The following is a 24,948-nucleotide window of genomic DNA, read 5'->3' as shown; positions in this document are numbered from 1 at the left end:
ACCTCAGTAATCAATTTAAACAAAACTAATTTTTCGATATTCATCGTGTCAAGCCCATATAAAGCATAGGTAACTTCTCAGGTAAGCGCTGCACGTGATCTACCACCATATAATTTCTTGCACCAAAGATACGCGACACATACTGATCAGAACGAGGATCAAGGCTTAAGCAATAAGTCAATATTCCGTTTCGTGTTAATTCCTCTACTGCCTTTTTTGCATCGAAACGTAGATACTGTGGATCGCGTACATCATTGTCTGCAGGCTCTCCATCAGTAATGACCAATAATAATTTTTTGCTGCTGGGTTGACGTTTCAGTATCGAGCCTGCATGGCGCATTGCCGCTCCCATACGAGTGGAAAGTTGTCCGCTCATGCCTGCTAGTCTGGCCTTGGCATGGTCGTTATAAGACGCACCGAAATCCTTGTAACGGAAATATTCAATATCATGACGACCATTTGAATCGAAACCGTGTATCGCAAACGGATCGCCAATCTTGTCCAGCGCATCAGCCAGCAGCACAGTCGCTTCACGTGCCAGTTGCAACACGGTACTTTCCGAACCCATCACAGCATCATTGGTAGACTCTGACAAATCGATTAGTAGTAGTACTGATAAATCACGAACTTTGCGAACGTTGCGTATCATGATGCGGGGATTGGGTTGTTCGCCCCTCCGCATTTCTGTCATCGCCAGCACTGCTGCATTCAGATCGATCTCATCGCCATCTTCCACTTTACGGATACGTTGCACCCCTTGCGGCTGCATAGCTTCGATGAGGTGCTTCAAACGACCGATGATGGGTTTATGCTTAACCACGATGTCGTTAATAATTTTCACATCACCCGGCTTTGCACGTTTTTCCAACACGGTGCACCAGTCAGGCCTGTCCAACTGCATCTGGTAATCCCACTCGGCATAGTGATAGGGTTCCGGAGGCGGCTCGCGACCTTCCTGCTGGTTAATACTGGTAGTTTCCTCATCACGAAAGAATTCGCTTTTCAGAACCCATATTTCATTGGCATCGTCACCTGCACCCGGTACGTCGAGCGCATTAATCATTTCCATTACGCTGACCGTTTTGCGTATCTGATGGGAATTCATGCCGGCGATAACCTGGGTAGTCTCGCGTATATCCTCAAACTCCCACATATAGCGGTTATCGTCGCGATAGGGGATGTCGATCTGATCCTTGGACTGGCTGTAAGTAACGCCCAAGAGTTGTAATTCGGCTGCCAATTCCTTACCGATTTCTATGACCCACTCCGTCACATTGTCTTGCTTATTTTTCTCATTAAATAGACGAAGCCCGAGTGTCACCCAGGCATGGTTGTCATAATAATGTTTATCTTGCAAACGTCGCGCCAGTCTCTTCATCAGTTCAACAGAAGTTTCACCAGACTGTGGCGTGGCGGTATGCAATTCCGACCAAGTCTGCCGGAGACCTGGAAATTTTTCCATTGCCAGTTTTTCAATACGCGCATCCTCAATCAGACCACACAATGCCTTCTGTAATGCACTCAAACCGGTATCATCAAATTGTTTACTGGTATACACCTGATGGCAGGCCGCATGGGCAGCACTGGCACGATACAATTCGATACCAGTGACACGTTTTTCTTCGCCCTCTACCGTGGTATAAACGTAGTCATCATAGGCGTCGGGTAAGTGTATGATGTAACCATCAATATAAGGTTGATAACCTTCGCGTTTTTCAAAGTCTCCGCTGGTAGGCCGCATAAAAAAATCGCGCGCCCACAGCGCACGTAAATACATGCCGATGCGACGCTGCACGTCGATAAATAGGGTGCCCTTACGCTCCTTTTGCAATACACTCATGGATTCGAGACTATCCAGACTGAAGTATTTAAGCTGATCTTCAAAATTGGTTTTATGTGCCTGTGCTCCCCACATGATCCAGCGGCGCAAACCGCCCAGCGTAAGCTGGCTGAGCAATACATCAAGGTGATCTAGCATCGGTTTCAAACCGCGCGGTGCCTGTGCCAGCAGAGTATCCAGTAAATGCAGATAAGAGCGGAAAAGTTCGGGATCGCCAAGTCGTGCTGCTGCCACCGGGCTACTTGAAAAGATGGCAGCAATAACCGAAGCACTGGTTTTGGAATACATCTTGATGGTTGTGGCCAGTAAATCGCTGATCGCATCCTCGCCCAGTTCACGCGCTACTGCTGGTGCGCTTTGGATAAATGACACGACCAGATCGGTACCACGACCCAGGGATTTGAGCCCCGTTGCTGCTTCAAGGAAATATTTCTCGATGCCACGCGAGCTAAATACACGAGCAGCTTCACCCCAAGAGGCTCGTAAGACTTCGCCTGCGTGCTCTCCGAGCTCTTCCAATATATCCTGATAATTTTCGAGTTCAACTGCCATGCTAAAGCTCCTATGGTGGTTGAGGCTAACTGTTCATTTTTTGTGTTAAAAGAAAGTGTTAGTTACAACATCTAGCGCATCCCGCCTATCCAGCTCACCATCAATAGGCTGCACCAGTGTCACATCGAGGCCGAATAACAGATTTATGTCACTTGCAATCAGCTTGTCTGCATAAATCAGCATACGGATAGAGATACCTTTTTCGAGACTATGTCCCTTTAATTTGCATGCATGCTTGGTAAATGACAGCGGTTTATTAGTGGCATTCAGAGATACCTTGGTGTCGTATTCAACAGTTTCTACCTCGATATCATTTGACGAATAATTAACATCAAGTGGGCAAAAACGCTGTTTGGAGGACTGTTTAAAATGTTTCATTAATGACTGATAATCGGAGTGATAGACACTTAGCAACCAAAAATCCGGATGTGCATGTATTAGCTTGCCCTTTTTTCCCAGGGGCAATATGCGACGTACGTTGATCAAAGGATGTATCACAAAAGTAGTGTTCTGGCTCGCTTCGGCCACTTCATCCCGATAGAAAATTTCTCCCAATCTGGCTACGACGGTCAGTGGTCCATCCTGAAAGCGTGTGAGGGAAGTATCAAATAGCAAATAACCAACTGGATTCGATGGGATCATGTCTTCATTACAGGTTAGGATAATCAATGGTCCCTGCAGTTTCCATCCCATATACTCTACAAAACGTGACCTGCCGTATCCAGTCAGCCTTTTCAATATCATTGGTATGCGCGCAGAACCATCTGATTCACATAGGTCAATCTCGTCAGCTACTACACCATAGTAGTGTTGTGTTTCGATGTTGTACTCGGCAATAACACTCATGATTATTCCTGATAATTAACACTAGATTTAGTTTTTTCTGCTACCGAATTTACTACGCGGCTGAACAGGAAATCCAAACAGACTTCTAGTCTGGCCAGATACGTTCCGGATGCAAAATTTCATAGTTAGCATCACTATCTCTGACCGGGTCCTTAATCTTAGTTTTCGCAGGTGTGAGTTTGCTCATACTTTCAGAAGTTTTTGCTGCCACCTTATGCTTAGCTAAATCAAGAGTTTTTCCCTGTTCCATTACTTGACGTACACCTTGCGCTAGTTTTGAATTTGTTTTTTTTACTGACATAAAACCTCCTTGATGATTGCATCAATATCTGCTGCCGCCTGCACACCGCGTTTCCCTAAGCCATAGACACTTTGACCTTCAATCGCGGCAGTACGATAAGCGGCTCGTCGTTGCATAGATGCAGCCAGTACCGACACATTAAACACTGCCACTGCATCGCGCATATCGCGTGACAACGCATTTCGTGTCTCTAGCTGGTTCAGGACCAGATGCGCGATAAGGCCAGGATTATGTTTTTTTGCTTCGTTTACTGCGGCTATCATATCCACACTGGCCCATAAATCCACCGGTGATGGTAATACTGGTATCAACACCTGATGCGCCATGCGCATAATGGTGGTAACTGTTTCATCCTGCATTGTGGGGGGGCAATCTATAACTACAAAACGATGGCTATATGTCAATCTTTCCAGTACTATCATAGGATTACCGACCAGCTGAGAAACTTCTGGTAAACACGAACTGCCACCCCCCATCCTCACCCAATGCGTAATCGAACGCTGTGGGTCGGCATCAACCAAATGAACAGTTCCAGTTTTTGATAAACCCGAAGCGAGATTCAACGCCAGCGTTGTTTTGCCGGTTCCGCCTTTCTGGTTGATAACAGCAATAATGCGATTAGTCATTTCTGTTCTCCAAACAGAAGTATAAAACCGAGAAGCAACCTTACTTTCTCATGGTTAGTTTCGCATCTGTCCTGCTAGCTTTTGCATATCCAAGATAAATGAGGAATCGCGTTCATGCAGTATGGTTTGCCCAGTACCATCAATACTTATATTGACGTAAGTTTTTCCAAAACTGACATCCGGATAATAGTCTTCACGTTTTGAAAGATCGGCTAATTGATCTAGAAACTGCCGAGTCTCGCCATAACTACCAAAGTCGAAACGCTGATTAAACGCTGCCACGCGTTCCGATCCGGATTGGGTAACAGTATTGTTTTCTTTTATCAAGTTCATGCCTTTCTTCCTTTTCGTTGTGTCGACAGTAAACCTTCAAGCTCACCTAAATGACCCATTTCCTCTCGCATGATTTCGTCGAACAATAACTGCGTCTCAGTGTCACGTATACGTGCGCAATATTGTGATGCTTCTTCATATAAATGTATGGCTTCAATTTCAAGCAATCGGTTGATCTGCCACATTTCCTCCACGTTACGTCCCGTCCGAACAGGTGGTAATAGCGTGGCATTGGAAGGGATACCCAAAACAAGCATTCTCTCCATTAGACGTTCTGCATGTATCAACTCTTCTTGCACATCCTTGCAAATCCGTTCGCTCATTTCAGCCATTCCCCACAGACCGACCAGTTTAGCTTGCATCAGATACTGCTGTATTGCCGCTAGTTCATGACTGAGGGCGCGTCCCAGATATCCTCTTAATCTTAGGTCGGGCTGCATGTAAATTCCTTCATTCAATTCGTCAATATGGCTTAGGTCAAGTCGCCGTCAAGACCGCTACGTCCTGAGTCAGGGCTAGCGGGCAGGATGTTTTCAACCTCCGAGTGCACGCGAGCTATAATGTGCGCTGCTACCAAGCCATCACCAACACGCTCGCATGCGTCAGCACCAGCACGCACCGCTGCGTTGACTGCACCGGTTTCACCCCTCACCAGAACGGTGACATATCCACCACCAACAAATTGACGACCGACCAGACGAACTTCCGCCGCCTTCGTCATCGCGTCCGCCGCTTCAATTGCCGGCACCAAACCGCGGGTTTCAATCATGCCCAGTGCTACTCCATTTACGTTTGCCATTTTTAGTACTCCTTCCTCTGGTAAATATATGTTCAAATTATTTTTAATTATTTAGCAACCGTATCGGGCAAGATGTTTTCAACCTCTGAGTGCACGCGAGCTATAATGTGCGCTGCTACCAAGCCATCACCAACACGCTCGCATGCGTCAGCACCAGCACGCACCGCTGCGTTGACTGCACCGGTTTCACCTCTTACCAGAACAGTGACATATCCACCACCAACAAATTGACGACCGACCAGACGAACTTCCGCCGCCTTCGTCATCGCGTCCGCCGCTTCAATTGCCGGCACCAAACCGCGGGTTTCAATCATGCCTAATGCTATTCCACTTACGTTTGCCATTTCCGCTCTCCTTGATTACATGAAAAAACTACTTATTTACTGCCACCGGCATTCCAAAAATCAATAATTCCGCATATTGTTAGATCTGTCAGTGTCGTCTTATCACCTGTTGCAATACGTGCTGCAGAACCGCTTGTTGTTATCACCCACTTGCCTGGTGGTACCCCGACCGGGTCACACGCTACATTGAGTTTTCCTTGCATATCCTCTACTACTCTCAACGATGCATTCATCAGTCCCGGCGCACGACGGGTGGCCACTAGGTCTGACACTACGCGCATGATTTCCATGTCAGCCTTCCGACCAGTGATCGATGATGCCGATGATGGTCAAATCACTAGGAAAGTCTTTGCTCCCTGCAGCTTCACGCGCTGCAGAGGAACCTACGCAAATTACCCAGTCACCTGGTATACATCCCACTGAATCGACCGCTACCTGCCGTGGTCCACCGATTTTCTCTCTGACTACCAGCAAAGGGCGATGCCCCAGCTCTTTTATGCGATTGGTTGAAACCAGAGTTTTTTCTACCTGACAAATCTTCATTGCTTACTCCTTAAAATCGGTTATGCCGCAATTGCTTCAACCAACTCTATAGGGCTGCCAGAACGTTTGTCTTGGACGGTCAAGCTAAACACCAGTAAACCCTTTTCTGCTAGATCGAAATAACGCTTTTCAATTGCCTCCCTAATACGTTTGCAGCGGTCCGCAGAGCGTTCTCTGCATCCTGGCACCCGGCTGTCATAGCGATAATGGATGGCAATCGGTATAGGTAAACCATGCTTTATATTTAGCTTCTTAAAAATCTTGATACCCACATCCATATCCGGTGCCCCTTCTTCAATAGTATGTAAATGGGCAAGATAAGCGAGATTACGCATCTGAAACTCTTCAAATCCCTCACCTACATTAATAAAACGTTCTGCATGACCGATATCCTTATAGCGACCGCCCCAATTGCTGCATACATACTCAATCTGGGAGAGATTGTTAATTAACAGTGAAGCAATCAGTCTGCGCATACCTTCATGGGGCTCTCCATTACCAGCTCCCCAACCTGTGATCGCACTGGCTTCTAGAATGGCACGGTGCAATTTAAGTCTGGCAGTGCTGGCATCATCATTTACAGTTGCACGGTACAAATCTATGTTGTCGACAAACCGGTACAGACTCATTTGTCCGTCGGCGTCCGGGATATGTACTTTGATAGCGTCAGTATCTGTGTCTACACCGATCAGCAAACTGTCCACCGACGCACCGCAACAAAAGCTATTTTCAATTGCCTGACGAAATTCATTCAATCGTTGCAAAGCTGCTTCAGCTGCATCAGCTGCATTGCTGCCATGGGCAGCACAACCTTCCTGTTTTGGGTTGGAACTGCTCCAGTGATAAACTGCTACTTTAAGATATCGTGTACCTGCATCTGCAGTTACCGGACGACCTTCCCGGAAACGCATCAATTCTGTTTCTATCCAGCGTTTGACGTTAGCCTCTACATCAAACATTGCTCCAGCATAGGATTTGCGACTATGTACCGCACCATCTGGCAGACGCAATATGTAGCGTACAAGCCCTTTAAGACGCCCATCTGAGCACGGTGAAATATCTACAGCGTGATAGCCGCTATCCAGGAAAAATGACATTGCTTCGTCTGTATCCTGTTGTGGATTGTTGTGCCTAGCCTGCGCTGCCAACAAACGCAACATGCGCATTACACTCTCACCGTACAAAACCCGCATGTCCAAGTCAGAGACCCAAGCATCTGCCAGTATGTCGGCTGGTAATTCAAAGCCCATCTGTTCGAGTGCTATGACTTGTGCACGCTGTTCAAAATCAGGTTCGTGCTGTAAGCTCGCAATACGTTTTAGCACCTGCACAATGGCATCAAAGCTATTTTTTATCTTCAGTTCATGCGCCAATAATTGCTGATTCTCTGACTCGTTGGTGAGTGGGTGACGACACGGTCTACCTGAATCTGTTGAACATGCCGGATTACCCGACACATCAGAATCATGCAAAAGTTCATGCGCTGAAAAGACTTGCCGCTGAGCACGTGCCTGCAACACTCCAGCTGGCGTACCCAGACCATAAGGAGGGCGAGTAGTTATATGAAGTGGGCTTATGCGTTGCCCTGGGCGATTTCTCGTATTCATCTCAGCCTGTTATCTGTTTGTGTGCCTATACACTCTCTGTTATGACTTATCAACCTCGTGCCCCGCCGGAATATGTAATGGCAGAACCTTTGGCATCACTACCACTGCTACCGGTGACTTTGCTAACTGGCAAATCGGGACGTTCACGTTCCTTAAATTGTGTAGCGCTGATCATCGGTTTGCGAGGCTCTCCGCGCATAGTCTGATTACGTTGGGAAAATGCACCTTCTGTACCGGTTATGCTTTCATTGCGCCTCCATGCGGCGCCAGTAATTGCAACCCCTCCCTCTCGACCATCACCCGTCAAACGATTGCGTGCAGAAACCGAATCTATTGGTGTAGGGTTCATTGACGACATAATTGGTGTCGAACCATCCTGATAACGAAACTCGGGCGTACCTGAAACCAGACCAGCTGCCAAATTAACCGGTCCAGTGATTCGTCCAATCGCGCCATATGCTGTACCGCTAATTTTATTTACACAACTTTTCTGACTGCTTCGCGCCGGAGTAATAATGCTGAAAGTCCTTTGTGCAACAACAGGAGACCGCTCCTCAGGCATTTCTACATGGGGTACATTTGCAGGGCCACGGGCCAATGGATGCGGATTATTATTCACAACGGACTGAGGCTCGCTCTGGCTTTTTGTTGAGTAGGGCGTACCACTCAATGTTATATGTTCGCCACGTTCTGCCCCCGTCACTTTGTTTCCACCGTCAATTCTTGAGCCAGTTCCAGCATGGGCCCCACGGCTGATTATCAGTGCACGTGAGGCAGCTTGTTGTGTCGCATCGCAAAACGATTCAAATTGGTCCGAACCGGTATACTCCGTACCAGAAATCGCCAAACAGCTACCTTGCTCATCACCGGTCACTTTTACACTGCGGCCAACTTCCGTACCGCTCACCCCTAATCCGGTACGTGTAGCCATTATTCCAACCTTGAGAGGTGCAGGCTGGGTGATGATTGATTCAAGTTTATCGGTGCTTAAGTATTCGTTACCTGTGATGGCCTTATTTGCAGCCACTTCTGTACCGGTTACTTTATCTGCACGTCCCCTATCGATGCCACTCACACGTTGTCCTCTGCTTGTCATTCCTACACCGACTTTAGCTGGAGGTGGAAAAGGTGTCGACGAACACAATGCAACATACTGTTCCGCGCCAATATATTCGGTACCGGTAATATCGCGACAAGTACCTGACTCGAGGCCGGTTATTTTATTGTTACGCTCCAGCTGTGAACCGCTGACGGTGGTGCCACTCAATGTCGTGCCAAACTCAACTTTGTTTGCTGTCGTATCCGGGCGTAGGCGACCGGAAGGACGGCAAACAGGATCATTGCCGCGTCCGTTCTTACATAAATCAACGCGGCGTGCACGGGCAGCAGCACGGCCTGTCAATTTTTCATTGGCTGCAACTTTCATATCCATCACTTTCACGGCTTTTTTTCCCTGATTAGAAAGTGCGCGACGCCGCTCCTGGCACAGTTTGCGGACTGCTGAAGCAACTTGACCCACAATTGAACTAGGTTCCTCCGTCACAATTGAACAGAGCTCATCAATAGCTTCTTCGTGCTCAGACTCTGCTTTACCCTCTGCGTTTTTAAGTCCACCAGCCGTTTCAGTTATTGATGCAATTTCTGTTACTGGAGGTATGGTTATCGTTTCAACTGGTTTGTGTACGGTGCTGATTGCCGGAAGAGAGCTTGCCGTTGTCATTACGCTTGACGACGTTTTAATCTGCCCAAGCGCTGTTTTTCCACCGCGTGACATTGCTTCACGTCTTGCCCGTGATAAGGCCTTACCTGATGCGCTATCTAATGTCGAACTGGCCGTATCAGATTTACTGTTTACCGTTAAATTGCTCATGCTCTCATCCTTCCGTAATCATTCATTACTTTCGCCAGACTTGCTCTATCCAGCGCAAAAAGCATTTTCTGAATAACCTTGTTTTTATCTTTGCCGCTTTTCTTCTTTTGCCGCAAAGTATATTCACAAATGTTTTTTTAATTTATATGCTGTGGCTGAATCCGATCCAAACGAGGCAGTTTCACTGTTCACCTTCCGCGAAACACCACAAAGGAAGTTCCTTGGCTTTGCGAATAGTTATCAAAACCGATCAATCGTACGTGGTTATTCGGGTGTGCTCGGTGACATGCTTCCAATTCAGCAAGAACCACATCAACCGATTGCTCACCAAACATTGGCAGTTTCCACATGTACCAGAAATAAGCATCGGCACGAGCTGGTTCTACGTGCTCAATTCCAGGATTCCAGCCTTGCTTGATCAGGTAACTGATCTGATTACGAATTTTTTCCGGTGTCAGCGGTGGTAAGTACGAAAAGGTTTCGTATTTGGGTGTGGAGACATAATCATGTATTTCAGCCATTTCTTATTCCTTTCTAGTAAGCGGCGTCAGCCTTTTGGCCGCAATCCGCAATAGTTTTATAAACTTCTGTCAAAGTATGTTTAACGGTTAACCACGTCCAACTTGTCTACCGTATCAAATTCGAACTTGATTTCTTTCCATGTTTCCATTGCTATTTTGAGTTCAGGGCTAGACTTGGCGGCATTGTTTAGAATTTCCTTACCTTGACGCTCAATATCTTTGCCTTCATTGCGCGCTTCCACACAAGCTTCAAGTGCCACCCGATTGGCCGCAGCTCCAGCTGCGTTACCCCATGGGTGACCCAATGTACCACCACCAAACTGTAAGACTGAGTCATCACCAAAGATGTTGACAAGTGCCGGCATGTGCCACACGTGAATACCACCAGAAGCTACTGGCATTACTCCTGGCATTGAACCCCAATCCTGATCAAACATGATGCCGCGTGAACGATCCTCGGGTATGAAGGATTCGCGCATCAAATCTATCCAGCCAAGTGTTGCGGCGCGGTCACCTTCTAGCTTGCCAACGACTGTCCCTGAGTGCAGGTGATCACCACCGGACAGACGTAGAATCTTGGTCAATACGCGAAAGTGAATACCGTGGTGTGGGTTACGGTCGAGTACAGCGTGCATCGCGCGGTGTATATGAAGCAAAATACCGTTCTTACGGCACCAGTTGGCCAAACTTGTATTAGCTGTGAATCCACCAGTGATGTAATCGTGCATAATTATTGGTGCGCCAATCTCCTTTGCAAATTCAGCACGTTCAAGCATCATTTCGCAGGTCGGTGCTGTTACATTAAGGTAGTGTCCCTTACGTTCGCCAGTTTCAGCCTGCGCAGTCAGTGTGGCATCCTGCACAAATAAGAACCGGTCACGCCAGCGCATAAACGGTTGACTATTAACGTTTTCATCATCCTTAGTAAAGTCCAGGCCACCACGCAGACACTCATAAACTGCACGACCATAGTTCTTGGCTGATAGACCCAACTTGGGTTTAATCGTACAACCTAACATGGGGCGGCCATATTTATTCATCCTGTCGCGCTCTACCTGAATACCGTGTGGTGGGCCACCACAGGTTTTTACATAATGCAGAGGAAAACGCACGTCTTCGAGACGCAAGGCACGAATCGCTTTGAAACCGAACACGTTACCCACAAGCGAAGTAAACACGTTTACCACGGAACCTTCTTCGAACAAGTCGATTGGATAAGCTACAAATGCATAAAAGCAGTTGTCATCGCCCGGTACGTCCTCAATGCGATATGCGCGTCCCTTGTAATAGTCCAAATCGGTCAACAAATCGGTCCACACCGTGGTCCAGGTACCTGTCGAAGATTCAGCTGCAACAGCCGCTGCAGCCTCTTCACGATCGACCCCCGCCTGTGGAGTAATCTTGAAGCATGCCAAGATATCCGAATCCAAAGGGGTGTATTCTGGCATCCAGTACGTCTGCCGATATTCCTTAACACCTGCCTCATATTTTTTTGCGGCCATGTTTTTCTCTCCTGGTGCTATTGTAAAAAAGCGTATTAAACCGTCATACATGTTCCGACGGATTGGCTTCATTGTGGAATAGATAAATGATTACTAAAAGTTAAATATTTTAATTGTTATGATTAACTGTTATTAACTTAATAACTGGTTGGTTTTTTGGTAATCTAACTGAGATACTTGGCCATAATTTGTTTAACCACAGGCTAAAAATGTTTCTTACCCAACAGTTGGAATGAATTGTGATTTAAGTTTTTAATTAATAAAAAATAAATTTATTTCCTTTCACCATTAACTAAAGTTTAATATCAGTTATGTCTATACTTCACGCAACCCTACATCAGCTAAAAATCTTTGATGCCGTTGCACGACATCTGAGTTTTGCGCGTGCTGCCGAAGAGTTACATTTGACACCGCCTGCACTTTCCATACAGGTAAAGCAACTTGCTGATGTGATCGGCCAGCCACTGTTTGAACAGATCGGCAAAAAAATATCATTAACTCCCACAGGGGATGTGGCTTGGGCTGCCTGTCGAGACGTATTAGAGCGTTTGGAGCAACTTGGTCAGGAATTGGCTGCACTTCAAGGACTGGAAAAAGGTAGCCTTAAACTTGCCACGCTCGCTACGGCGAAATATTTCATCCCGAGACTATTGGGGAGCTTCTGTACAAAGCATCCTGGCATCGATGCTGCCTTGTTTATGGGAAACCGTGAGGAGTTACTGAAACGGATAGCCCGCAACCAGGACGACATTTATATTCTTGGTCAACCACCTGAAAATATAAATGTGATATCAGAATCATTTGCTGACAATTCTCTCGTTATAATCGCTAGCCCTACACACCCCTTGGCACATGAAAAGAATATCCCACCTACCCGTTTAAAAGGCCTTCCATTTATTTTGCGCGAATCAGGATCGGGTACAAGGCTTGCAACCGAAAACTTTTTTGAACATCACGGAGTTCCACTCAAAATGCGCATGGAACTCGGCAGCAATGAAGCCGTTAAACAAGTTGTTGTAGGGGGACTTGGTATTGCCGTACTGAGCGCTAGCACGATACACGCCGAATTATCAACCGGCGAACTGGTTGTGCTTGATGTGAAAGGTTTTCCGCTTAAGCGTAAGTGGTATATGGTTTATCCGGCGGGTAAACATCTTGCTCCTTCTACTAGAGTGTTTATGGAATATCTGCTAGAAGCCAATCATTTGCATGGGGCTAATATACCGTATCCGAAAACTAATATTAAAAGTACCCTAAAAAAGAAGAATAAAGAAAAATTATAGAAGACGTATAAATAATGATTAATAAAATATTTACTAGATCAGCGCTGTTGTCTTCCGCACGTGGCTCGACCTTCATGTAAATGATTTTGTTTCGCTAATTATTAGAGATAAGAATCATAGGGGTCATAGATCAAGTGGAAAGCTTAAGGAGAAACTGCCAGTTCTCAATATTGGATTTGCCCATTGACATCCTCCCCCTGCCTAAAGGCAGGGGATTCCTACTGCTTCTACCCCGGAGGGATATATAACTTCGGTAAGTTCCTGTCGCTGACGGCTTTGCTGCACCGTTCACTGGGTAGGCGAACCGGGTATGCCTAGCCCTTAGCCTATTGATGACTGCATTAAGGACTGCGTTCTGCACATACCCGCTTTCGACGCATTCAAACTTGGTGGGTGATTTGCGATTCTCGGCGGATACATGGTCAGTAGCCGGACATGTCCGACTAGTAGTGCGTGGATCATTGACAAGGATATCGCCACCACGCCAACTCTGCTTGCTTTCCAACTGGCGGCGAAATTCGTCCTAACCCTAATCGAGAATCGACTTGTTCAGTCCGAACTTAGGCTTTAACGCTTCACCCTGATGCTTCAATCGTGCCTGTTACCGACATGCTCATGGTCGTGACTTTCAAGTCTTCAATAACAATCATCATGTGGTGGTTGCTGATGAAGATAGAAGTCTGGTGGAGAAACTCGTCCCGGGTATGGGCTACCCATTGATATAATCGTGATGTTCTTGGTTTCTATTTTTTCCAGTTGCTACTGAACTTTATTTTGCGACTCAAATAACGCTGATATTTCCCCAGCTTTACAGCATTCTTGCGGAAGGCATTGACCGGCTCACACATTGTGCCATCGGAGAGCGTAGCAAACAGCGTAATGCCTGCATCAAGTCCAACAATGGACGTGGACGGATGCACCGGCTGTTTAACCTTACGCTTTGCCAGCAATACAAAATACGGTAATGTTTTTGATCACCCCTTCGACAGCGCACTCTTTCGGTAGCGATCCAGCCCAGCTTAGTAAGCCGGTTGCGGCTATTACCAGTATTGAGTTCGCAACCTTGAGGGAAACAAAAACTACTGCTGACGCCCTTCTTTTTGACGGTCGGACAGTAGCCACGTTTCTCGAAAAAGTTTTTGTAGGTTCGCACCAAGTCTTTCAGCACGATTTGATATCACCGGCAAGGGGCTTCCTTGGGTCACAAGATATCAGATTCTTTTTTCCAGACAGAAAGCCACTTATACATATCAAAATGATTAATGACCTGCGCGGTATCTTCGCCGTTGTCTGTGCCGACCTTGAGGCGGATCTGATGGAATTCGACGGCGAGCAGGATGATGCTTGTCTCCTAATAAACTATCTGCCCAAACTGGCGCTATCAATTCTGACGAACAGTCTCAAAAGGGTGTCCAGTCGAATGATTCGCAAAAAGGCACTATCCCTGTGTCCACGAAAAACCATGGGGAGGGTATTGTGGTTGTCCTCGTGTTTTTCAGGTTCTTGCAGCGGAGCACTGATTGCCATCATTCTTGAATATATTGAGCAACAGCAATCCCCTGAGTAAGCTGGCAACATGGACATCTATGTATGTAGAAACTCTAAATACTGACATACGTTACTTTAAATAAGAAAGGCGAACCATTAGTGACTTTTATAGACAACTAGATATAAAATAGAGCTGAAAATTCTCTTTTTAGATCTTGGCGGCCCGGATAAAATCGATTAGGGCTGGGGGACGTTCTGAGGGGTGTGTTGTCCCCATCAACAACGCTTACCACGAGAATTGGACTGACATAGCATCACTGATATAGAGCCTAAGAACTGCTATCTCACTACCCTCTTATTTACCACCATTCAATCATGGGTTGATTCATTATGCTACAGATTAGGGTAATGCCTTGATTGCAGGGTAAGCCGGTGACCTAGATCACATCTTAAGTGAGCACTATGAACGTTACGTTAAACAGCTGGCGTTAACCGAGAGAGTAGCGTGAGTCCGCTGTGCTTTGTTGATAGAAAAAAACTGTCAAACAAAAACGGATAACTTATTCGCCACAAAATTGAACAATTCTATTTATTGCTAACAGCATCCTCTGAGCAAAATCCTTATCCTAAGGAGTCACTTTTACCTTCAAGCCTAGCAGTTCAACCCGTTTCGCCAACTGATTGAGCCATTCTTCACTTAACCTACCTATACGCGAAGCATCTGGCTGGTAAGATGGTCGAGCAAGGCTATAGAGTAGAACTCCCTTAAGGGGCAGAGAGTGCTGAAGGGCTTTCTCAAGTATGTTTAACCAACTGGTTATCTCTCTCTCAGAGGGGGGTAGTGTATCCCAACTGACCATACAAGTTTGAATCCAGGTTGGGCATAAGGTAGCCACCTGAGTTAAGCGTGTCACCATCAGTTCAGGATCAAGATTAACTTGATTTATCCTTAAAATATCCTCCTTATCTCCGCGGTCACATTTAAACCATATTTCTGCCAAGCCCTTCTTCGCCATTGACTGAAAAGCTCTTTGAACTCTCGGTTGGTGACTAAAACTTCCATTGGTAATCACCACGATTTTGACCTGCTGAGTTAGTCCATAGAAAGCCAAAGCCTCCTCGGCAATAGCCACAGCCTCTGGAAAGAGTTTTGCTGAGGTGGGTTCGCCGTTCCCTGAAAAAGCAATATCATTTAAACGCCTTAACTCAGGGTCCACAAAACGCGCCATAAAATCGCCATTAACCACTTGATCCAACATAGTAAACAACTCTTGTCGTAATAACGAAAGATCGGTCAAAGGAGCTTTCCCACGCTGAAGATTAGGTACTTGGCAATATACACAAGCCCAATTACAGGCACTATTAGTATTTAAATTAATGCCAATTGAGACCCCTTCCGAGCGTCTTGATACAACAGGATAAACATAGGTCATTCCTGTTACGTCACGGTTATGGTCTTCAAATGTAAGATGTTTTTCAGTCTGAGTCATTAAGTTTTAAGTCAATAATAGGGTCATTAAGGAATTATCATGCCATCGACCACCACTTTATCGCAAACCATCCACCACAGCTATCGAATGATGTAAAATAGAGTTTTTTGTATTAGACGACACTGAAATCATGGCACTTATAGTTCAAAAATATGGTGGAACATCCGTTGCGAACCCTGAACGCATCAAAAAAGTCGCAGAACGCGTCGCCCGGTTTGTCAAACAAGGTCATCAGATCGTGGTAGTAGTATCTGCTATGAGTGGTGAAACCGATCGGTTAATTAAACTTGCCAAAGAACTTCAGGACTTTCCTGATCCACGTGAATTAGATGTCATGGTATCCACCGGTGAGCAAGTGACAATTGGCATGACCGCTATGGCTTTAATTGCTATGGGTATTAAAGCTAAAAGCTATACAGGGTCACAGGTACAAATTCTCACTGATGAGGCACATACCAAGGCGCGGATTCTTGATATTGATGACACGAAAATTAAAGCTGATCTAGAGGCAGGTTATGTTGTGGTGGTGGCAGGTTTCCAAGGAGTCACGGATCACGGCAGTATTACTACGCTTGGGCGCGGTGGGTCTGATACCACGGGTGTTGCCCTAGCCGCCGCACTCAAAGCAGATGAATGTCATATCTACACGGATGTTGATGGGGTATACACCACAGACCCAAGGATTGTGCCTGAAGCACGACGTCTTGAGACAATCACCTTTGAAGAAATGTTAGAAATGGCCAGTCTTGGCTCAAAGGTCTTACAAATTCGTTCGGTAGAGTTTGCTGGGAAATATAAAGTTAAACTCAGAGTACTTTCTAGTTTTGAAGATAACAATGACGGTACATTAATTACGTTTGAGGAAAACAATACTATGGAACAACCCATTATTTCTGGCATCGCTTTTAATCGTGACGAAGCCAAATTGTCGTTACTAGGCGTCCCTGATCGCCCAGGGGTGGCTCATGCCATTCTCTCTCCCGTGGGAGCTGCCAATGTGGATATTGACATGATCATTCAAAATATCGGGGTTGATGGATCCACAGACTTCTCTTTTACGGTTCATCGCAATGATTATCAAAAAGTCTTAGATTTGTTAAATAACTCTATTAAGCCACAAACAGGTGCGAGGGAAGTTCGTGGTGATAATAAAATTTGCAAGGTATCACTGGTTGGGGTTGGCATGCGCTCACACGCTGGGGTGGCAAGCTTAATGTTTAAAACTCTCTCCGATGAAGGCATTAACATTCAGATGATTTCCACTTCAGAAATTAAAATTTCTGTGGTCATCGATGAGAAATATATGGAATTAGCGGTACGTGCTCTGCACAAAGCATTTAACCTAGAGAACTCTGTTACTGTTTAAGTTGAAATACTCTGGTAGAATATTGTCTTTAACGAGTGGGAGAGATGGCCGAGTGGTCGAAGGCACTCCCCTGCTAAGGGAGCATGCGGTCAAAAACTGCATCGAGGGTTCGAATCCCTCTCTCTCCGCCACTGGTTAATAAGCTATATAAATCAATAAGTTAAATCTCATCAGGCTCCGCACCCCCATCGGGAAATGAGTATTTATCCAACACCATTAATTACTCCATTCCAACCACATAGAGCAAGACTCCGAGTCGGTGATTGTGACAATTCCTGAAGCTAACAACCCATCCAGCAATTCTTTTCTTTTTTTATGTAATCCTTCGGTAATACCATTGAATTTGGAAAACCGCCAACTCCGAGTAATGGCTCTCTAAATAAAATCGAGTCCCGTGAACAGTCACTTTTACTGGACTTTATTCAAATAGAACGAGTAACTGGGGAGTTTCAACAACAACTCTATGACCACCTGTTTCACCACATGCCAGAGAATTACTGTTGATTATTGATAAATGTATTCTGGACTTAGCAAAGTCACTGCCTTGATTAAATACCATGGGGCATTAACGATACAGCGCTTCAATGATCGCGCGGCAGCTGATGAACAGGCGACTGAATCATCTGTCTGAGTGAAGCCATGAACACGGATTCTATTGCGCGTAAGAAAAAACTCACCCGCGAATCTATAATTGAAACGATTAAGCGGATTAAATATCTGGGTGGGGCAGAGTTGGCGGCAAAGAGTTTCCCATTGTGTCGATCAATGCTGCGGGGTCAATGTCACGGTACAGGTCATTCCTGCTACGATATTGACGTTATTGGGTATGCTATCTATTTTGATACGCACGGGGACACGTTGGGCGAGTCTTACCCAATTAAAACTGGGATTTACGTTGGCTAATAATCTTGAGCCAATAGGGTTATCGCGATCATCAATGCCGTGAGCAATGCTTTCCACATGCCCTCTCATCGTCACATCGGTTCCCAAGAGATTAATTACTGCCCTATCTCCCAGGGCGATACCATGAACTTTGTTTTCCTCAAAGTAACCGTAAACCCAAAAAGAATGCTCATCAATCAGTGCCAGTGTGGCATTACCTGTGTGAACGAAGTCCCCAGGCCGCAGTAATAGATTGGTGACCCAGCCATCCACCGGAGAGCGCACATGAGTGCGCTCAAGATTCAGATTAGCTTGGCTGAGTTCTGATAAGGCTAACTCATAACGAGCCTCAGCGCCCTCCACTGCCAATTGAGCATTATCTTTATCCTCAAGAGATATCACTTTTTCATCCACTAATTGACGACGCTTTGCTTGAGCTTGTCGTAAACGCAGGTCTGCTTTTTTTTCAGCAACATTCGCTTTAGCCTCCAGCACAGCATTGCGATAACGCTCAAGGTCTATATCAAAAAGAATATCGCCGCGCTGAACGTGTTGGTTATCTTTAACATAAACGGCGGTAACAAGGCCATTGACATCCGGAGCAATATTAATAATATCTACACGAATGCGGCCATCCCGGGTCCAAGGTGCTTGCATATAATGAAACCACAATGTGCGCAGAAAAAAAGCTGCTACCAGAACCACCACTAGAGTGGGGAGAATTTTTTTATAGGATTGAAAGGATAGTTTCATAGTTAATTAGTAAATCAATAAGGCTAAAAGAGAAAAGATAACAGCAAACAATGCTGTCCTAAATAAGGCAGGATGCCAAATCATTTGATAGAGGCGGGTGCGAACAAACTGCTTATCAAGATAAAGCATGATTATTCCAGTGATCACGAAAATCAATACCAGAGTAGGAAGTTCGGCGCCCATGAACACTATCTCTAATTTCATCATAGGGCATCTCTTGATTGGGTTAACCATGATTGATGGTCTACCAAGGCGTGCTTGAGTAAGCGCAAATCTGTTAAGACCGGCAAATTAGCCGATACCCTATTTTGATCAAGATACCTTAGCGTATTATCGATACACTGTATGCTTTTTGTGAAATCATCAACACTGAGAGTATTAAATAAATTTGCCACTGACTGGATCACATGATCAAAGTATTTTTTTATCCTTTCATCGGTGAGAGTCATCGCTGTGTGTTGAAGATTGATCATTAAATGACCAGCTTCAATACAGATATAAAACCACCCCAGCAGTGTCTGCTCGGGTGTGGTCACCATTTTATGGGCACCTCCAGAGCGGTATAGAAGTTCTCGTGAGGCCCTTTCAAACTTCTCTCGACGCAACGCCTCTCCTCGGACAGAACAATTCACCACTAATTGTCGAAGCGATTGAATTGTTTTTTTCTGCAACCAGCTATTACTTTGTAAATCCATTAATTGATACATGACAGAGGAGCACAATAAACCTATAAAGTCTGCCAACACATCATTCATGAAGCTAAGCTGATTATCTTGGTATGTTTTACCAAACCCCAAGTGACTTAAGTAGACAATAAATATGCCACCTCCTAATACAGAGGTGTCAGGTTTTGCGGTAAAAAAGCTGGCGATCATAATTCCTGGAAGAATAGCCAGAATCAAGGTAACAACATCCTGTGCTTCAACAAGTAAACTACAATTAACCCAATATCCCAGTAAAGCACCCATGAAACCACCCATGAGAAACTGGGCAACTGTTTTGGTGGGAGTTGGACTGGTGGCAAATAAGGTGGTGGCGACCACAGCCATAGTAATCGCCTCAATACCAGATGGCCAAGCAATCTGGATCCAAATTAGAGCCATGATCAACAACACCAGGGCGCCACGTAATCCACCCAAGGCTGCTGCCATAGGTTCAAAGTGGATGTCTATAGAAGAGGAATCCATGTCATGACTATTGGCACTTAAGGTACTGTAAGTTTTCACATGCACACATAGTTCTGAGATAAATCTCTGAAGTAGTGCCACTCCCGTTTGAAACTCTTCCTTGTCCGACGACTCACGAAGGCTCTCTGGCACTGAAATAAAATTAAACTGTTCTTTTAATGATTCTAATGACTGAAGTACTTGAGCAGCTTCCCTTTCATTATGAACTTCTTTGCCATTCACTCTCATGGCTGTACCTATCTGTGTATAGACTTTTTCTAGAGCAAGAGCAACCGGATGCACTCCTAATTGAAGTAAACGATGAATAAGTTGTGTGAAGGTGTGATGCGTGGTGGCAAGGGACATAAACTCTCTATTCAGTTGAGTTAGTTTAAGTCGTAGAGTTCGAGAGGCATCACTCTCTAAGGCCGAGGAAGCTTGATAGGATTCCAGTCTAAAAATATCATTCATTAATTCCACTAATGATGCTGTATTTTTTTTGGAACCTATTTGGTGACTGAGTAGAATGGTAAAGTCAATAAAACGCTTTTGAATAGCCATCACAATCACATCACCCATTCTACGGGGGAGAAGAAGATCACTCACAATCGTGGCACATAAAAGACCCACTGTGATTTCAGAGATACGGTTCATAGCAAGATTGAAACTAAGATCAGGGTTCACCGTAGCAGGTAAACCCACTACGCATAAGGTATAACCTGCTAGCACAAAAGCATAGGATTGATGATCGCGCAGAATAATAGAGCCTGCCGTACAAATACCGATCCACAAGGCCATGCTAATAAAAAATAGAACCGGTTCTTGGGCAAATAGCCCCACCAATATGATTGACGCAGTAATCCCCGCCACACTGCCAATGAGGCGATAATAACTTTTACTTAACACCATACCAGAGTGGGTTTGCATTACGATAGCTACGGTAATCAAAGCTGTTCTTGGCTGCTCTAAGTCCATAGCAAAAGAACCTAAAAGAGCCAAGATGGCAGCTAGGACAACTTTGCTGATATGAATGAGGGTAAAAGATTCTTGTTTAATCCAATGTCTTATTTCATCAGGTATCCATTCTCTTGTTGTGATGACAGTCATTGACTTCCTCCGCCCAACGCTCTCATGAGTTCCGCATAAGCGGTTAAACGTGCTTGATCAATTTCCACCATACGCTTAGCTACTGTGAGGTAGTTCTGGTTATTACTTAAGACGGATTGGTAACTGGTTAATCCTGCTTGATAGGATTCTTTGGCAAAAAGAAGTGATTGTTGTCTTTTGTATAATGCTTTCTTTAGTTCTTGTTGTTGTAAGTTCATACTGTTGAGTTGAGCTAAACTATTCGAGATTTCCTTTAAGGCATCTAGCACTCTTTGATTATATTGATCCACCGCTAAATCAAATTCAGTGGTAGCTAAATTCAATTGACCTTGACGAAGTCCCCCATCAAATAGGGGTAGAGAAAGGGCTGGTCCTACCCCCGCCATGGCACCTTGGCGGCTTAATAATTGACTAAAACCAATGGCTTCAAAGCCAATAAAAGCAGACAAATTCACATCAGGATAAAAAGCGGCTTGAGCCACTTGTATTTTTTTTTGCATTTCATGAAGACGAGAGAGTGCGGCGCTTACATCTGGTCTGTTGGCAATGAGGTGCAGGGGTAACGACGAAGGAAGTTCAAGATTAGTATGCAATGTCAATGTGGGTCGTTTGAGTGAGTCCAAAGCTCCGGGCCCCTGTCCAATCAGTGCTGCAAGGGTTGTTTTGAGTAATTGAATACGCAAATTAAGGGCGGAAATGGTGTTGTTGATAATTGGTAATGAGGCTTCATTGTCGTTAACTTTTGCCGTGGATCCCATCCCCACTTGCTGTCGTTGGGTTTCTATCGCAATTTGTTCTTGTGTGTCTTTAAGTTCTTCCTCAGACAAATCTTTTAACTGATAGGTGGCCGTTAACTCAAGATAGAGTTTAATAATAGCGCTATGAAGCTCTATCACCATCTCCTGTCCGTCAAGAGCTACTGCCTTGGCCTCGTCCACTGAAGCTAACCACTGATTTTTACGTTTTTTCCATAAGTCTAAATTATAGGAAAACGTTGTAAATATACTATTGTTCCAATAAGTGCTTCCCGCCCAAGGTGGAGGAATAAATTGTAACGCCGTGAATCGCTCTCGGTCAGCACTGGCATCTACGCTAAGATTTGGAAGTCGTTGGCTTTGATACAGGTTCGTGACTTCTCTAGCAAGCTCAATTCTGTGATGAATACTGTTAACTATTTGGCTACCTTGGCCCGCCTCCTTTAATAATTGATTAAGCTGTTCGTCTTGATATAGAGTCCACCACGTTTGTTCAGGAGGAGCGATTTGCGCATGATGCTGGAGTGTCTTGCCAAGAGTTAATTGCTCAACCTGAAGGATTGTTGAGGAGGGAGTTACCGGCTGATAGGTCGCGCACCCTGTTAAGAGTAATAGGGTGAGACTAAAGAGTAATGGGGATAGTCTTAGCATGGCTCACAAAAATTAACCAAGTAACGCAAGATGGTTAACCAGTTTTTTTAAGGTCTGTAGCATATCTTGGCGCTCCTCTAGGGTAAGTGTTGACATGAGTGCATGCACTTTCTTGTTGTAATCAGGTACCGTTGAGTCTAACTTTTGTAACCCCAGGGTGGTGAGTTGTATGACATATTTTCGTCGATCCTCAGGATCCTCTACCCGTGTCACAAAACCCTCTCGCTGTAGGCTATCAATAAAACCTGTCATGCTGGCTTTGGTCACTCCCGCTTTTTCTGCAAGATCAGTGGGAGAGGAGCATAAATTAGGTTGTCTTAGAAGAAGAATTAAAATCCACCATCTGCCCTGCAATAACCCATATTTTGCTAAGAGTTTATCCAGCGCTTGTGAAATATCTGAGCCGGCTCTGAGTAGCACAAGAAAATCCACGATAGCTGTAATATTAATATCAGGATAGCGCGCAGTAAATTTTTTTAAACTTTCACTGGTAGGTAACTCTTTTAACAGTAGCATAATTGAAGTCTAGATTAATTGTTAGCTAGCTAATATTATGCTACCTTACTGTTTAACTGTCAATAATGATATATCTTCTTTAGCGAAGTTTTCCGTGTGTGGACTCAAGTAGAGAGGTAACAAAAAGAACTGGCTAAAAAAAACGGATGAAATCATGTTGATTTCACCCGTTAGTTTTACTTCCAAATATGGCGCGCCCGGCAGGATTCGAACCCACGACCCCTTGGTTCGTAGCCAAGTACTCTATCCAACTGAGCTACGGGCGCAAAGAATAATATTCTATCACAGCCAAAAAAAATCGTATATATTCCTCTCCAAAGCTGTTATCACAACATGGTCATATCCAGCTTCTCCCAAATAGACATGTCCCCTGGTCGGTAAACTCACGCTGTTAAAAACAGTAGCTATTATTTTGAAGTTAGATAAATCCATGAGTCAACCAGAAGTGATACAAGTCCAGATGCTGGATTTATTAATGAAGTCCAAATAGACCTCATCCAGATGCCAGGTATCACCAGCTACGAAGGATTTCATCGTTGACCACCACGCCTCACTCAGACATCCTCTTCTCAACATCACGGTAGCGGAGGTAAAACCGGAAATACAGCAAGACGCATTAGCCGATGAGTCAAGGGGAAAGCGATGACGGTGGGAGCAGCAGTCTGTAATCGTGACAACCTTTGCATCAGATTCTGGTTAACATGACAATACCTGCTCGCCCTGTCCGAAATCCTTCTATTTTAGACGCTATCGGCGCAATAGAACTGGGAACCCACATAAGCCGCAATCCAAGATTTTTCCGGCACTGGGTCAAATAACGCCAATAACCAGCGGGCTGAGAATTCTCATCAGCCAACACGAGAACGGGAGCGACGGAGACGTCGTTTTAAGTCCCCTGGTGAGGCACAGTGGTTTCTTTCCACGTTTTCTGTCATTAACAATCATTTTCGCCCTGGCCGGCATCTACTGAAAACAGTGCATTACCGTGAGGTGATGGGGCGGCGTTTTGCAGATTGGCGTGATATTTGTGCACTGGAAGCAGCCTGAGGTGACCGATGAGGAGTCTATTTCGTCCAAGATCAGTTAACTTGACAATACCGTCAACACCAATGGCTATGTTAGTATAAGCTTATTCATTCTATGATTTATCACTGACATTCATTTTTAAGGGCCTATGGTTCAGAGCACAACTCCGATTACAGACATTCCTCTTATTCAACATCCTTTGCGTCTGATGTTAAGCAATGCATTGCGCCAAAATACTGTTTTAGATTGTTTGAACGATGAAGAGCTAGGTGAACTAGAATCGTTGTTGGTCATCGCTGAAGTTAAAAAAGAGGACCTCTTATTAGCACAAGGCTCTGTTGAAATGGAACAGTACTTTGTTCTTGAGGGACTCCTTAAACGAGTAGTAGCAAATCCTGAAGGAAAAGAAATGATCTTGCGTTTTGCTGGCGCTAAAGACATTGAAACAAGTTATGCCGCTTGGCGCCTAGAAACCCCTGCCCCCTACAGCATCCGAGCCGTCACTAAAGTGCGTGTTGCCAAGTGCCCAATGCCCCAATGGGCAGAGTTGATGAGTCGCCACCCACAGCTTAAACACGATTTTGAGTATGAAGTCATGCGCCTGATGAGTGAGATTATGGCGCATACTATTACGCTACATTTGTTGGATGCCACAGGCAGAATGAAACGTTTTCAAAGAAAACATCCTGAACTCGCTACGTTAATCCCTAAAAAGGATTTAGCCCTTCATCTCAATATTTCACCGGAAACGCTAAGTCGTTTGCTACACCAAGAATGAACT

Annotated in this window: 26 protein-coding genes, 2 tRNA genes and 2 pseudogenes; 7 read left to right on the top strand and 23 right to left on the bottom strand. The window is 45.1% G+C overall.

The features are described from left to right. Positions 1–40: 40 nt before the first annotated feature. The 12 genes from FERRO_RS04105 to FERRO_RS04050 all read right to left on the bottom strand — a co-directional run bounded on the left by FERRO_RS04105 (position 41) and on the right by FERRO_RS04050 (position 9,334). Positions 41–2,392 (bottom strand): nitric oxide reductase activation protein NorD, encoded by a 2,352-nt coding sequence (locus FERRO_RS04105; protein ID WP_056929571.1) that lies wholly within the window; start codon positions 2,390–2,392, stop codon positions 41–43. A 45-nt stretch (positions 2,393–2,437) separates the two neighbouring features. Then, entirely contained in the window at positions 2,438–3,238 is an 801-nt protein-coding gene (locus tag FERRO_RS04100) for an AAA family ATPase (RefSeq protein WP_056929570.1), read from the bottom strand. A gap of 85 nt (positions 3,239–3,323) precedes the next feature. Then, positions 3,324–3,539 (bottom strand): hypothetical protein, encoded by a 216-nt coding sequence (locus FERRO_RS04095; RefSeq protein WP_056929569.1) that lies wholly within the window; start codon positions 3,537–3,539, stop codon positions 3,324–3,326. Continuing rightward, complete coding sequence (parA, locus tag FERRO_RS04090) at positions 3,530–4,165, bottom strand: ParA family partition ATPase (protein WP_056929568.1); 636 nt, start codon at positions 4,163–4,165, stop codon at positions 3,530–3,532. The genes FERRO_RS04095 and parA overlap by 10 nt, the downstream gene beginning before the upstream one ends. A gap of 54 nt (positions 4,166–4,219) precedes the next feature. Then, positions 4,220–4,498 (bottom strand): 4a-hydroxytetrahydrobiopterin dehydratase, encoded by a 279-nt coding sequence (locus tag FERRO_RS04085; RefSeq protein WP_056929567.1) that lies wholly within the window; start codon positions 4,496–4,498, stop codon positions 4,220–4,222. Then, on the bottom strand, positions 4,495–4,938 hold the full coding sequence (locus FERRO_RS04080; RefSeq protein WP_056929566.1) for a ferritin-like domain-containing protein: 444 nt from the start codon (positions 4,936–4,938) through the stop codon (positions 4,495–4,497). Before FERRO_RS04080 ends, FERRO_RS04085 begins: the two co-directional genes overlap by 4 nt. A 32-nt stretch (positions 4,939–4,970) precedes the next feature. Then, complete coding sequence (locus FERRO_RS04075) at positions 4,971–5,297, bottom strand: BMC domain-containing protein (RefSeq protein ID WP_056929565.1); 327 nt, start codon at positions 5,295–5,297, stop codon at positions 4,971–4,973. A 47-nt stretch (positions 5,298–5,344) separates the two neighbouring features. Next, positions 5,345–5,641, bottom strand: coding sequence for a BMC domain-containing protein (locus FERRO_RS04070; protein ID WP_056929564.1), 297 nt, complete (start codon positions 5,639–5,641; stop codon positions 5,345–5,347). Between the two features lie 32 nt (positions 5,642–5,673). After that, a complete protein-coding gene (locus FERRO_RS04065; RefSeq protein WP_056929563.1) occupies positions 5,674–5,931 on the bottom strand; it encodes a carboxysome peptide B in 258 nt (85 codons plus the stop codon). Between the two features lies 1 nt (position 5,932). Beyond that, entirely contained in the window at positions 5,933–6,184 is a 252-nt protein-coding gene (locus tag FERRO_RS04060; RefSeq protein ID WP_056929562.1) for a carboxysome peptide A, read from the bottom strand. A 20-nt stretch (positions 6,185–6,204) separates the two neighbouring features. Continuing rightward, the gene (locus tag FERRO_RS04055; RefSeq protein WP_056929561.1) at positions 6,205–7,791 is read right to left on the bottom strand and encodes a carboxysome shell carbonic anhydrase; all 1,587 of its coding nucleotides are present in this window, start codon (positions 7,789–7,791) and stop codon (positions 6,205–6,207) included. 49 nt (positions 7,792–7,840) lie between these two features. Continuing rightward, positions 7,841–9,334, bottom strand: coding sequence for a CsoS2 family carboxysome shell protein (locus FERRO_RS04050; protein ID WP_160318096.1), 1,494 nt, complete (start codon positions 9,332–9,334; stop codon positions 7,841–7,843). A gap of 112 nt (positions 9,335–9,446) precedes the next feature. On the opposite strand from FERRO_RS04050, the gene FERRO_RS10165 reads away from it, so the two are divergent. After that, on the top strand, positions 9,447–9,737 hold the full coding sequence (locus FERRO_RS10165) for a hypothetical protein (RefSeq protein WP_160318095.1): 291 nt from the start codon (positions 9,447–9,449) through the stop codon (positions 9,735–9,737). Positions 9,738–9,849: 112 nt separating this feature from the next. Here the strand turns inward: FERRO_RS10165 and FERRO_RS04045 are convergent, their stop codons facing one another. Together FERRO_RS04045 and FERRO_RS04040 are read right to left on the bottom strand one after the other, a co-directional pair. Next, positions 9,850–10,182 (bottom strand): ribulose bisphosphate carboxylase small subunit, encoded by a 333-nt coding sequence (locus FERRO_RS04045; protein WP_056929559.1) that lies wholly within the window; start codon positions 10,180–10,182, stop codon positions 9,850–9,852. An 80-nt stretch (positions 10,183–10,262) separates the two neighbouring features. Beyond that, positions 10,263–11,684 (bottom strand): form I ribulose bisphosphate carboxylase large subunit, encoded by a 1,422-nt coding sequence (locus FERRO_RS04040; protein WP_056929558.1) that lies wholly within the window; start codon positions 11,682–11,684, stop codon positions 10,263–10,265. Positions 11,685–11,995: 311 nt separating this feature from the next. On the opposite strand from FERRO_RS04040, the gene FERRO_RS04035 reads away from it, so the two are divergent. Then, a complete protein-coding gene (locus FERRO_RS04035) occupies positions 11,996–12,967 on the top strand; it encodes a LysR family transcriptional regulator (RefSeq protein WP_056929557.1) in 972 nt (323 codons plus the stop codon). 130 nt (positions 12,968–13,097) lie between these two features. Here FERRO_RS04035 and FERRO_RS10645 read toward each other — a convergent pair. Further along, positions 13,098–13,475: pseudogene (locus FERRO_RS10645) on the bottom strand (zinc ribbon domain-containing protein); the annotation flags it as partial. Between the two features lie 235 nt (positions 13,476–13,710). Beyond that, on the bottom strand, positions 13,711–13,887 hold the full coding sequence (locus FERRO_RS10640) for a transposase (protein ID WP_446718615.1): 177 nt from the start codon (positions 13,885–13,887) through the stop codon (positions 13,711–13,713). Positions 13,888–13,931: 44 nt separating this feature from the next. Between FERRO_RS10640 and tnpA the strand changes: the two genes are divergently transcribed. Continuing rightward, a complete protein-coding gene (gene tnpA / locus FERRO_RS10105) occupies positions 13,932–14,534 on the top strand; it encodes an IS200/IS605 family transposase (protein ID WP_152975693.1) in 603 nt (200 codons plus the stop codon). 547 nt (positions 14,535–15,081) lie between these two features. Here tnpA and FERRO_RS04025 read toward each other — a convergent pair. After that, a complete protein-coding gene (locus tag FERRO_RS04025; protein ID WP_056929556.1) occupies positions 15,082–15,945 on the bottom strand; it encodes a radical SAM protein in 864 nt (287 codons plus the stop codon). Positions 15,946–16,075: 130 nt separating this feature from the next. On the opposite strand from FERRO_RS04025, the gene FERRO_RS04020 reads away from it, so the two are divergent. Continuing rightward, positions 16,076–17,311: an aspartate kinase gene (locus FERRO_RS04020; protein ID WP_056929555.1), complete on the top strand. Its 1,236-nt coding sequence runs from the start codon at positions 16,076–16,078 to the stop codon at positions 17,309–17,311. A 38-nt stretch (positions 17,312–17,349) separates the two neighbouring features. Next, a tRNA-Ser gene (locus tag FERRO_RS04015) sits at positions 17,350–17,442 on the top strand. A 631-nt stretch (positions 17,443–18,073) separates the two neighbouring features. Here the strand turns inward: FERRO_RS04015 and FERRO_RS04010 are convergent. The 6 genes from FERRO_RS04010 to FERRO_RS03985 form a co-directional block, all read right to left on the bottom strand. Next, positions 18,074–18,946 (bottom strand): efflux RND transporter periplasmic adaptor subunit, encoded by an 873-nt coding sequence (locus FERRO_RS04010; RefSeq protein ID WP_056929554.1) that lies wholly within the window; start codon positions 18,944–18,946, stop codon positions 18,074–18,076. 6 nt (positions 18,947–18,952) lie between these two features. Beyond that, positions 18,953–19,153, bottom strand: a complete 201-nt coding sequence (locus tag FERRO_RS04005; RefSeq protein ID WP_056929553.1) for a DUF1656 domain-containing protein — start codon at positions 19,151–19,153, stop codon at positions 18,953–18,955. Beyond that, positions 19,150–21,219: an FUSC family protein gene (locus tag FERRO_RS04000; protein ID WP_056929552.1), complete on the bottom strand. Its 2,070-nt coding sequence runs from the start codon at positions 21,217–21,219 to the stop codon at positions 19,150–19,152. Before FERRO_RS04000 ends, FERRO_RS04005 begins: the two co-directional genes overlap by 4 nt. Continuing rightward, positions 21,216–22,625 (bottom strand): efflux transporter outer membrane subunit, encoded by a 1,410-nt coding sequence (locus FERRO_RS03995; protein ID WP_056929551.1) that lies wholly within the window; start codon positions 22,623–22,625, stop codon positions 21,216–21,218. The genes FERRO_RS04000 and FERRO_RS03995 overlap by 4 nt, the downstream gene beginning before the upstream one ends. A gap of 12 nt (positions 22,626–22,637) precedes the next feature. Then, positions 22,638–23,141, bottom strand: coding sequence for a MarR family winged helix-turn-helix transcriptional regulator (locus tag FERRO_RS03990; protein WP_056929550.1), 504 nt, complete (start codon positions 23,139–23,141; stop codon positions 22,638–22,640). A 189-nt stretch (positions 23,142–23,330) separates the two neighbouring features. Further along, positions 23,331–23,407, bottom strand: a tRNA-Arg gene (locus FERRO_RS03985). Between the two features lie 559 nt (positions 23,408–23,966). Here FERRO_RS03985 and FERRO_RS10635 point away from each other — a divergent pair. Next, a pseudogene (locus tag FERRO_RS10635) lies at positions 23,967–24,188 on the top strand (IS6 family transposase); the annotation flags it as partial. A gap of 127 nt (positions 24,189–24,315) precedes the next feature. Then, a complete protein-coding gene (locus FERRO_RS03980) occupies positions 24,316–24,945 on the top strand; it encodes a Crp/Fnr family transcriptional regulator (RefSeq protein WP_204374734.1) in 630 nt (209 codons plus the stop codon). Positions 24,946–24,948: the final 3 nt, after the last annotated feature.

The organism is Ferrovum sp. JA12 (assembly GCF_001431705.1).
Lineage (GTDB): Bacteria > Pseudomonadota > Gammaproteobacteria > Burkholderiales > Ferrovaceae > PN-J185.
The sequence above is the reverse complement of the archived record's forward strand: the minus strand, read 5'-3'. Positions and strand labels throughout refer to the sequence as shown.

Excerpts from the sequence above, each read along its gene's own strand:
- FERRO_RS04070 (WP_056929564.1), bottom strand. The coding sequence starts at position 5,641 with ATGGCAAACGTAAGTGGAATAGCATTAGGCATGATTGAAACCCGCGGT.
- FERRO_RS04005 (WP_056929553.1), bottom strand. The coding sequence starts at position 19,153 with ATGATGAAATTAGAGATAGTGTTCATGGGCGCCGAACTTCCTACTCTG.
- FERRO_RS04075 (WP_056929565.1), bottom strand. The coding sequence starts at position 5,297 with ATGGCAAACGTAAATGGAGTAGCACTGGGCATGATTGAAACCCGCGGT.
- FERRO_RS03990 (WP_056929550.1), bottom strand. The coding sequence starts at position 23,141 with ATGCTACTGTTAAAAGAGTTACCTACCAGTGAAAGTTTAAAAAAATTT.
- FERRO_RS04025 (WP_056929556.1), bottom strand. The coding sequence starts at position 15,945 with ATGACTCAGACTGAAAAACATCTTACATTTGAAGACCATAACCGTGAC.
- FERRO_RS04105 (WP_056929571.1), bottom strand. The coding sequence starts at position 2,392 with ATGGCAGTTGAACTCGAAAATTATCAGGATATATTGGAAGAGCTCGGA.
- FERRO_RS04045 (WP_056929559.1), bottom strand. The coding sequence starts at position 10,182 with ATGGCTGAAATACATGATTATGTCTCCACACCCAAATACGAAACCTTT.
- FERRO_RS04095 (WP_056929569.1), bottom strand. The coding sequence starts at position 3,539 with ATGTCAGTAAAAAAAACAAATTCAAAACTAGCGCAAGGTGTACGTCAA.
- FERRO_RS04000 (WP_056929552.1), bottom strand. The coding sequence starts at position 21,219 with ATGACTGTCATCACAACAAGAGAATGGATACCTGATGAAATAAGACAT.
- FERRO_RS04060 (WP_056929562.1), bottom strand. The coding sequence starts at position 6,184 with ATGAAGATTTGTCAGGTAGAAAAAACTCTGGTTTCAACCAATCGCATA.
- FERRO_RS03995 (WP_056929551.1), bottom strand. The coding sequence starts at position 22,625 with ATGCTAAGACTATCCCCATTACTCTTTAGTCTCACCCTATTACTCTTA.
- tnpA (WP_152975693.1), top strand. The coding sequence starts at position 13,932 with ATGTTTTTGATCACCCCTTCGACAGCGCACTCTTTCGGTAGCGATCCA.
- FERRO_RS04085 (WP_056929567.1), bottom strand. The coding sequence starts at position 4,498 with ATGAACTTGATAAAAGAAAACAATACTGTTACCCAATCCGGATCGGAA.
- FERRO_RS04040 (WP_056929558.1), bottom strand. The coding sequence starts at position 11,684 with ATGGCCGCAAAAAAATATGAGGCAGGTGTTAAGGAATATCGGCAGACG.
- FERRO_RS04035 (WP_056929557.1), top strand. The coding sequence starts at position 11,996 with ATGTCTATACTTCACGCAACCCTACATCAGCTAAAAATCTTTGATGCC.
- FERRO_RS04010 (WP_056929554.1), bottom strand. The coding sequence starts at position 18,946 with ATGAAACTATCCTTTCAATCCTATAAAAAAATTCTCCCCACTCTAGTG.
- FERRO_RS10165 (WP_160318095.1), top strand. The coding sequence starts at position 9,447 with ATGGTTATCGTTTCAACTGGTTTGTGTACGGTGCTGATTGCCGGAAGA.
- FERRO_RS04065 (WP_056929563.1), bottom strand. The coding sequence starts at position 5,931 with ATGGAAATCATGCGCGTAGTGTCAGACCTAGTGGCCACCCGTCGTGCG.
- parA (WP_056929568.1), bottom strand. The coding sequence starts at position 4,165 with ATGACTAATCGCATTATTGCTGTTATCAACCAGAAAGGCGGAACCGGC.
- FERRO_RS04100 (WP_056929570.1), bottom strand. The coding sequence starts at position 3,238 with ATGAGTGTTATTGCCGAGTACAACATCGAAACACAACACTACTATGGT.
- FERRO_RS04020 (WP_056929555.1), top strand. The coding sequence starts at position 16,076 with ATGGCACTTATAGTTCAAAAATATGGTGGAACATCCGTTGCGAACCCT.
- FERRO_RS03980 (WP_204374734.1), top strand. The coding sequence starts at position 24,316 with ATGGTTCAGAGCACAACTCCGATTACAGACATTCCTCTTATTCAACAT.
- FERRO_RS04080 (WP_056929566.1), bottom strand. The coding sequence starts at position 4,938 with ATGCAGCCCGACCTAAGATTAAGAGGATATCTGGGACGCGCCCTCAGT.
- FERRO_RS04055 (WP_056929561.1), bottom strand. The coding sequence starts at position 7,791 with ATGAATACGAGAAATCGCCCAGGGCAACGCATAAGCCCACTTCATATA.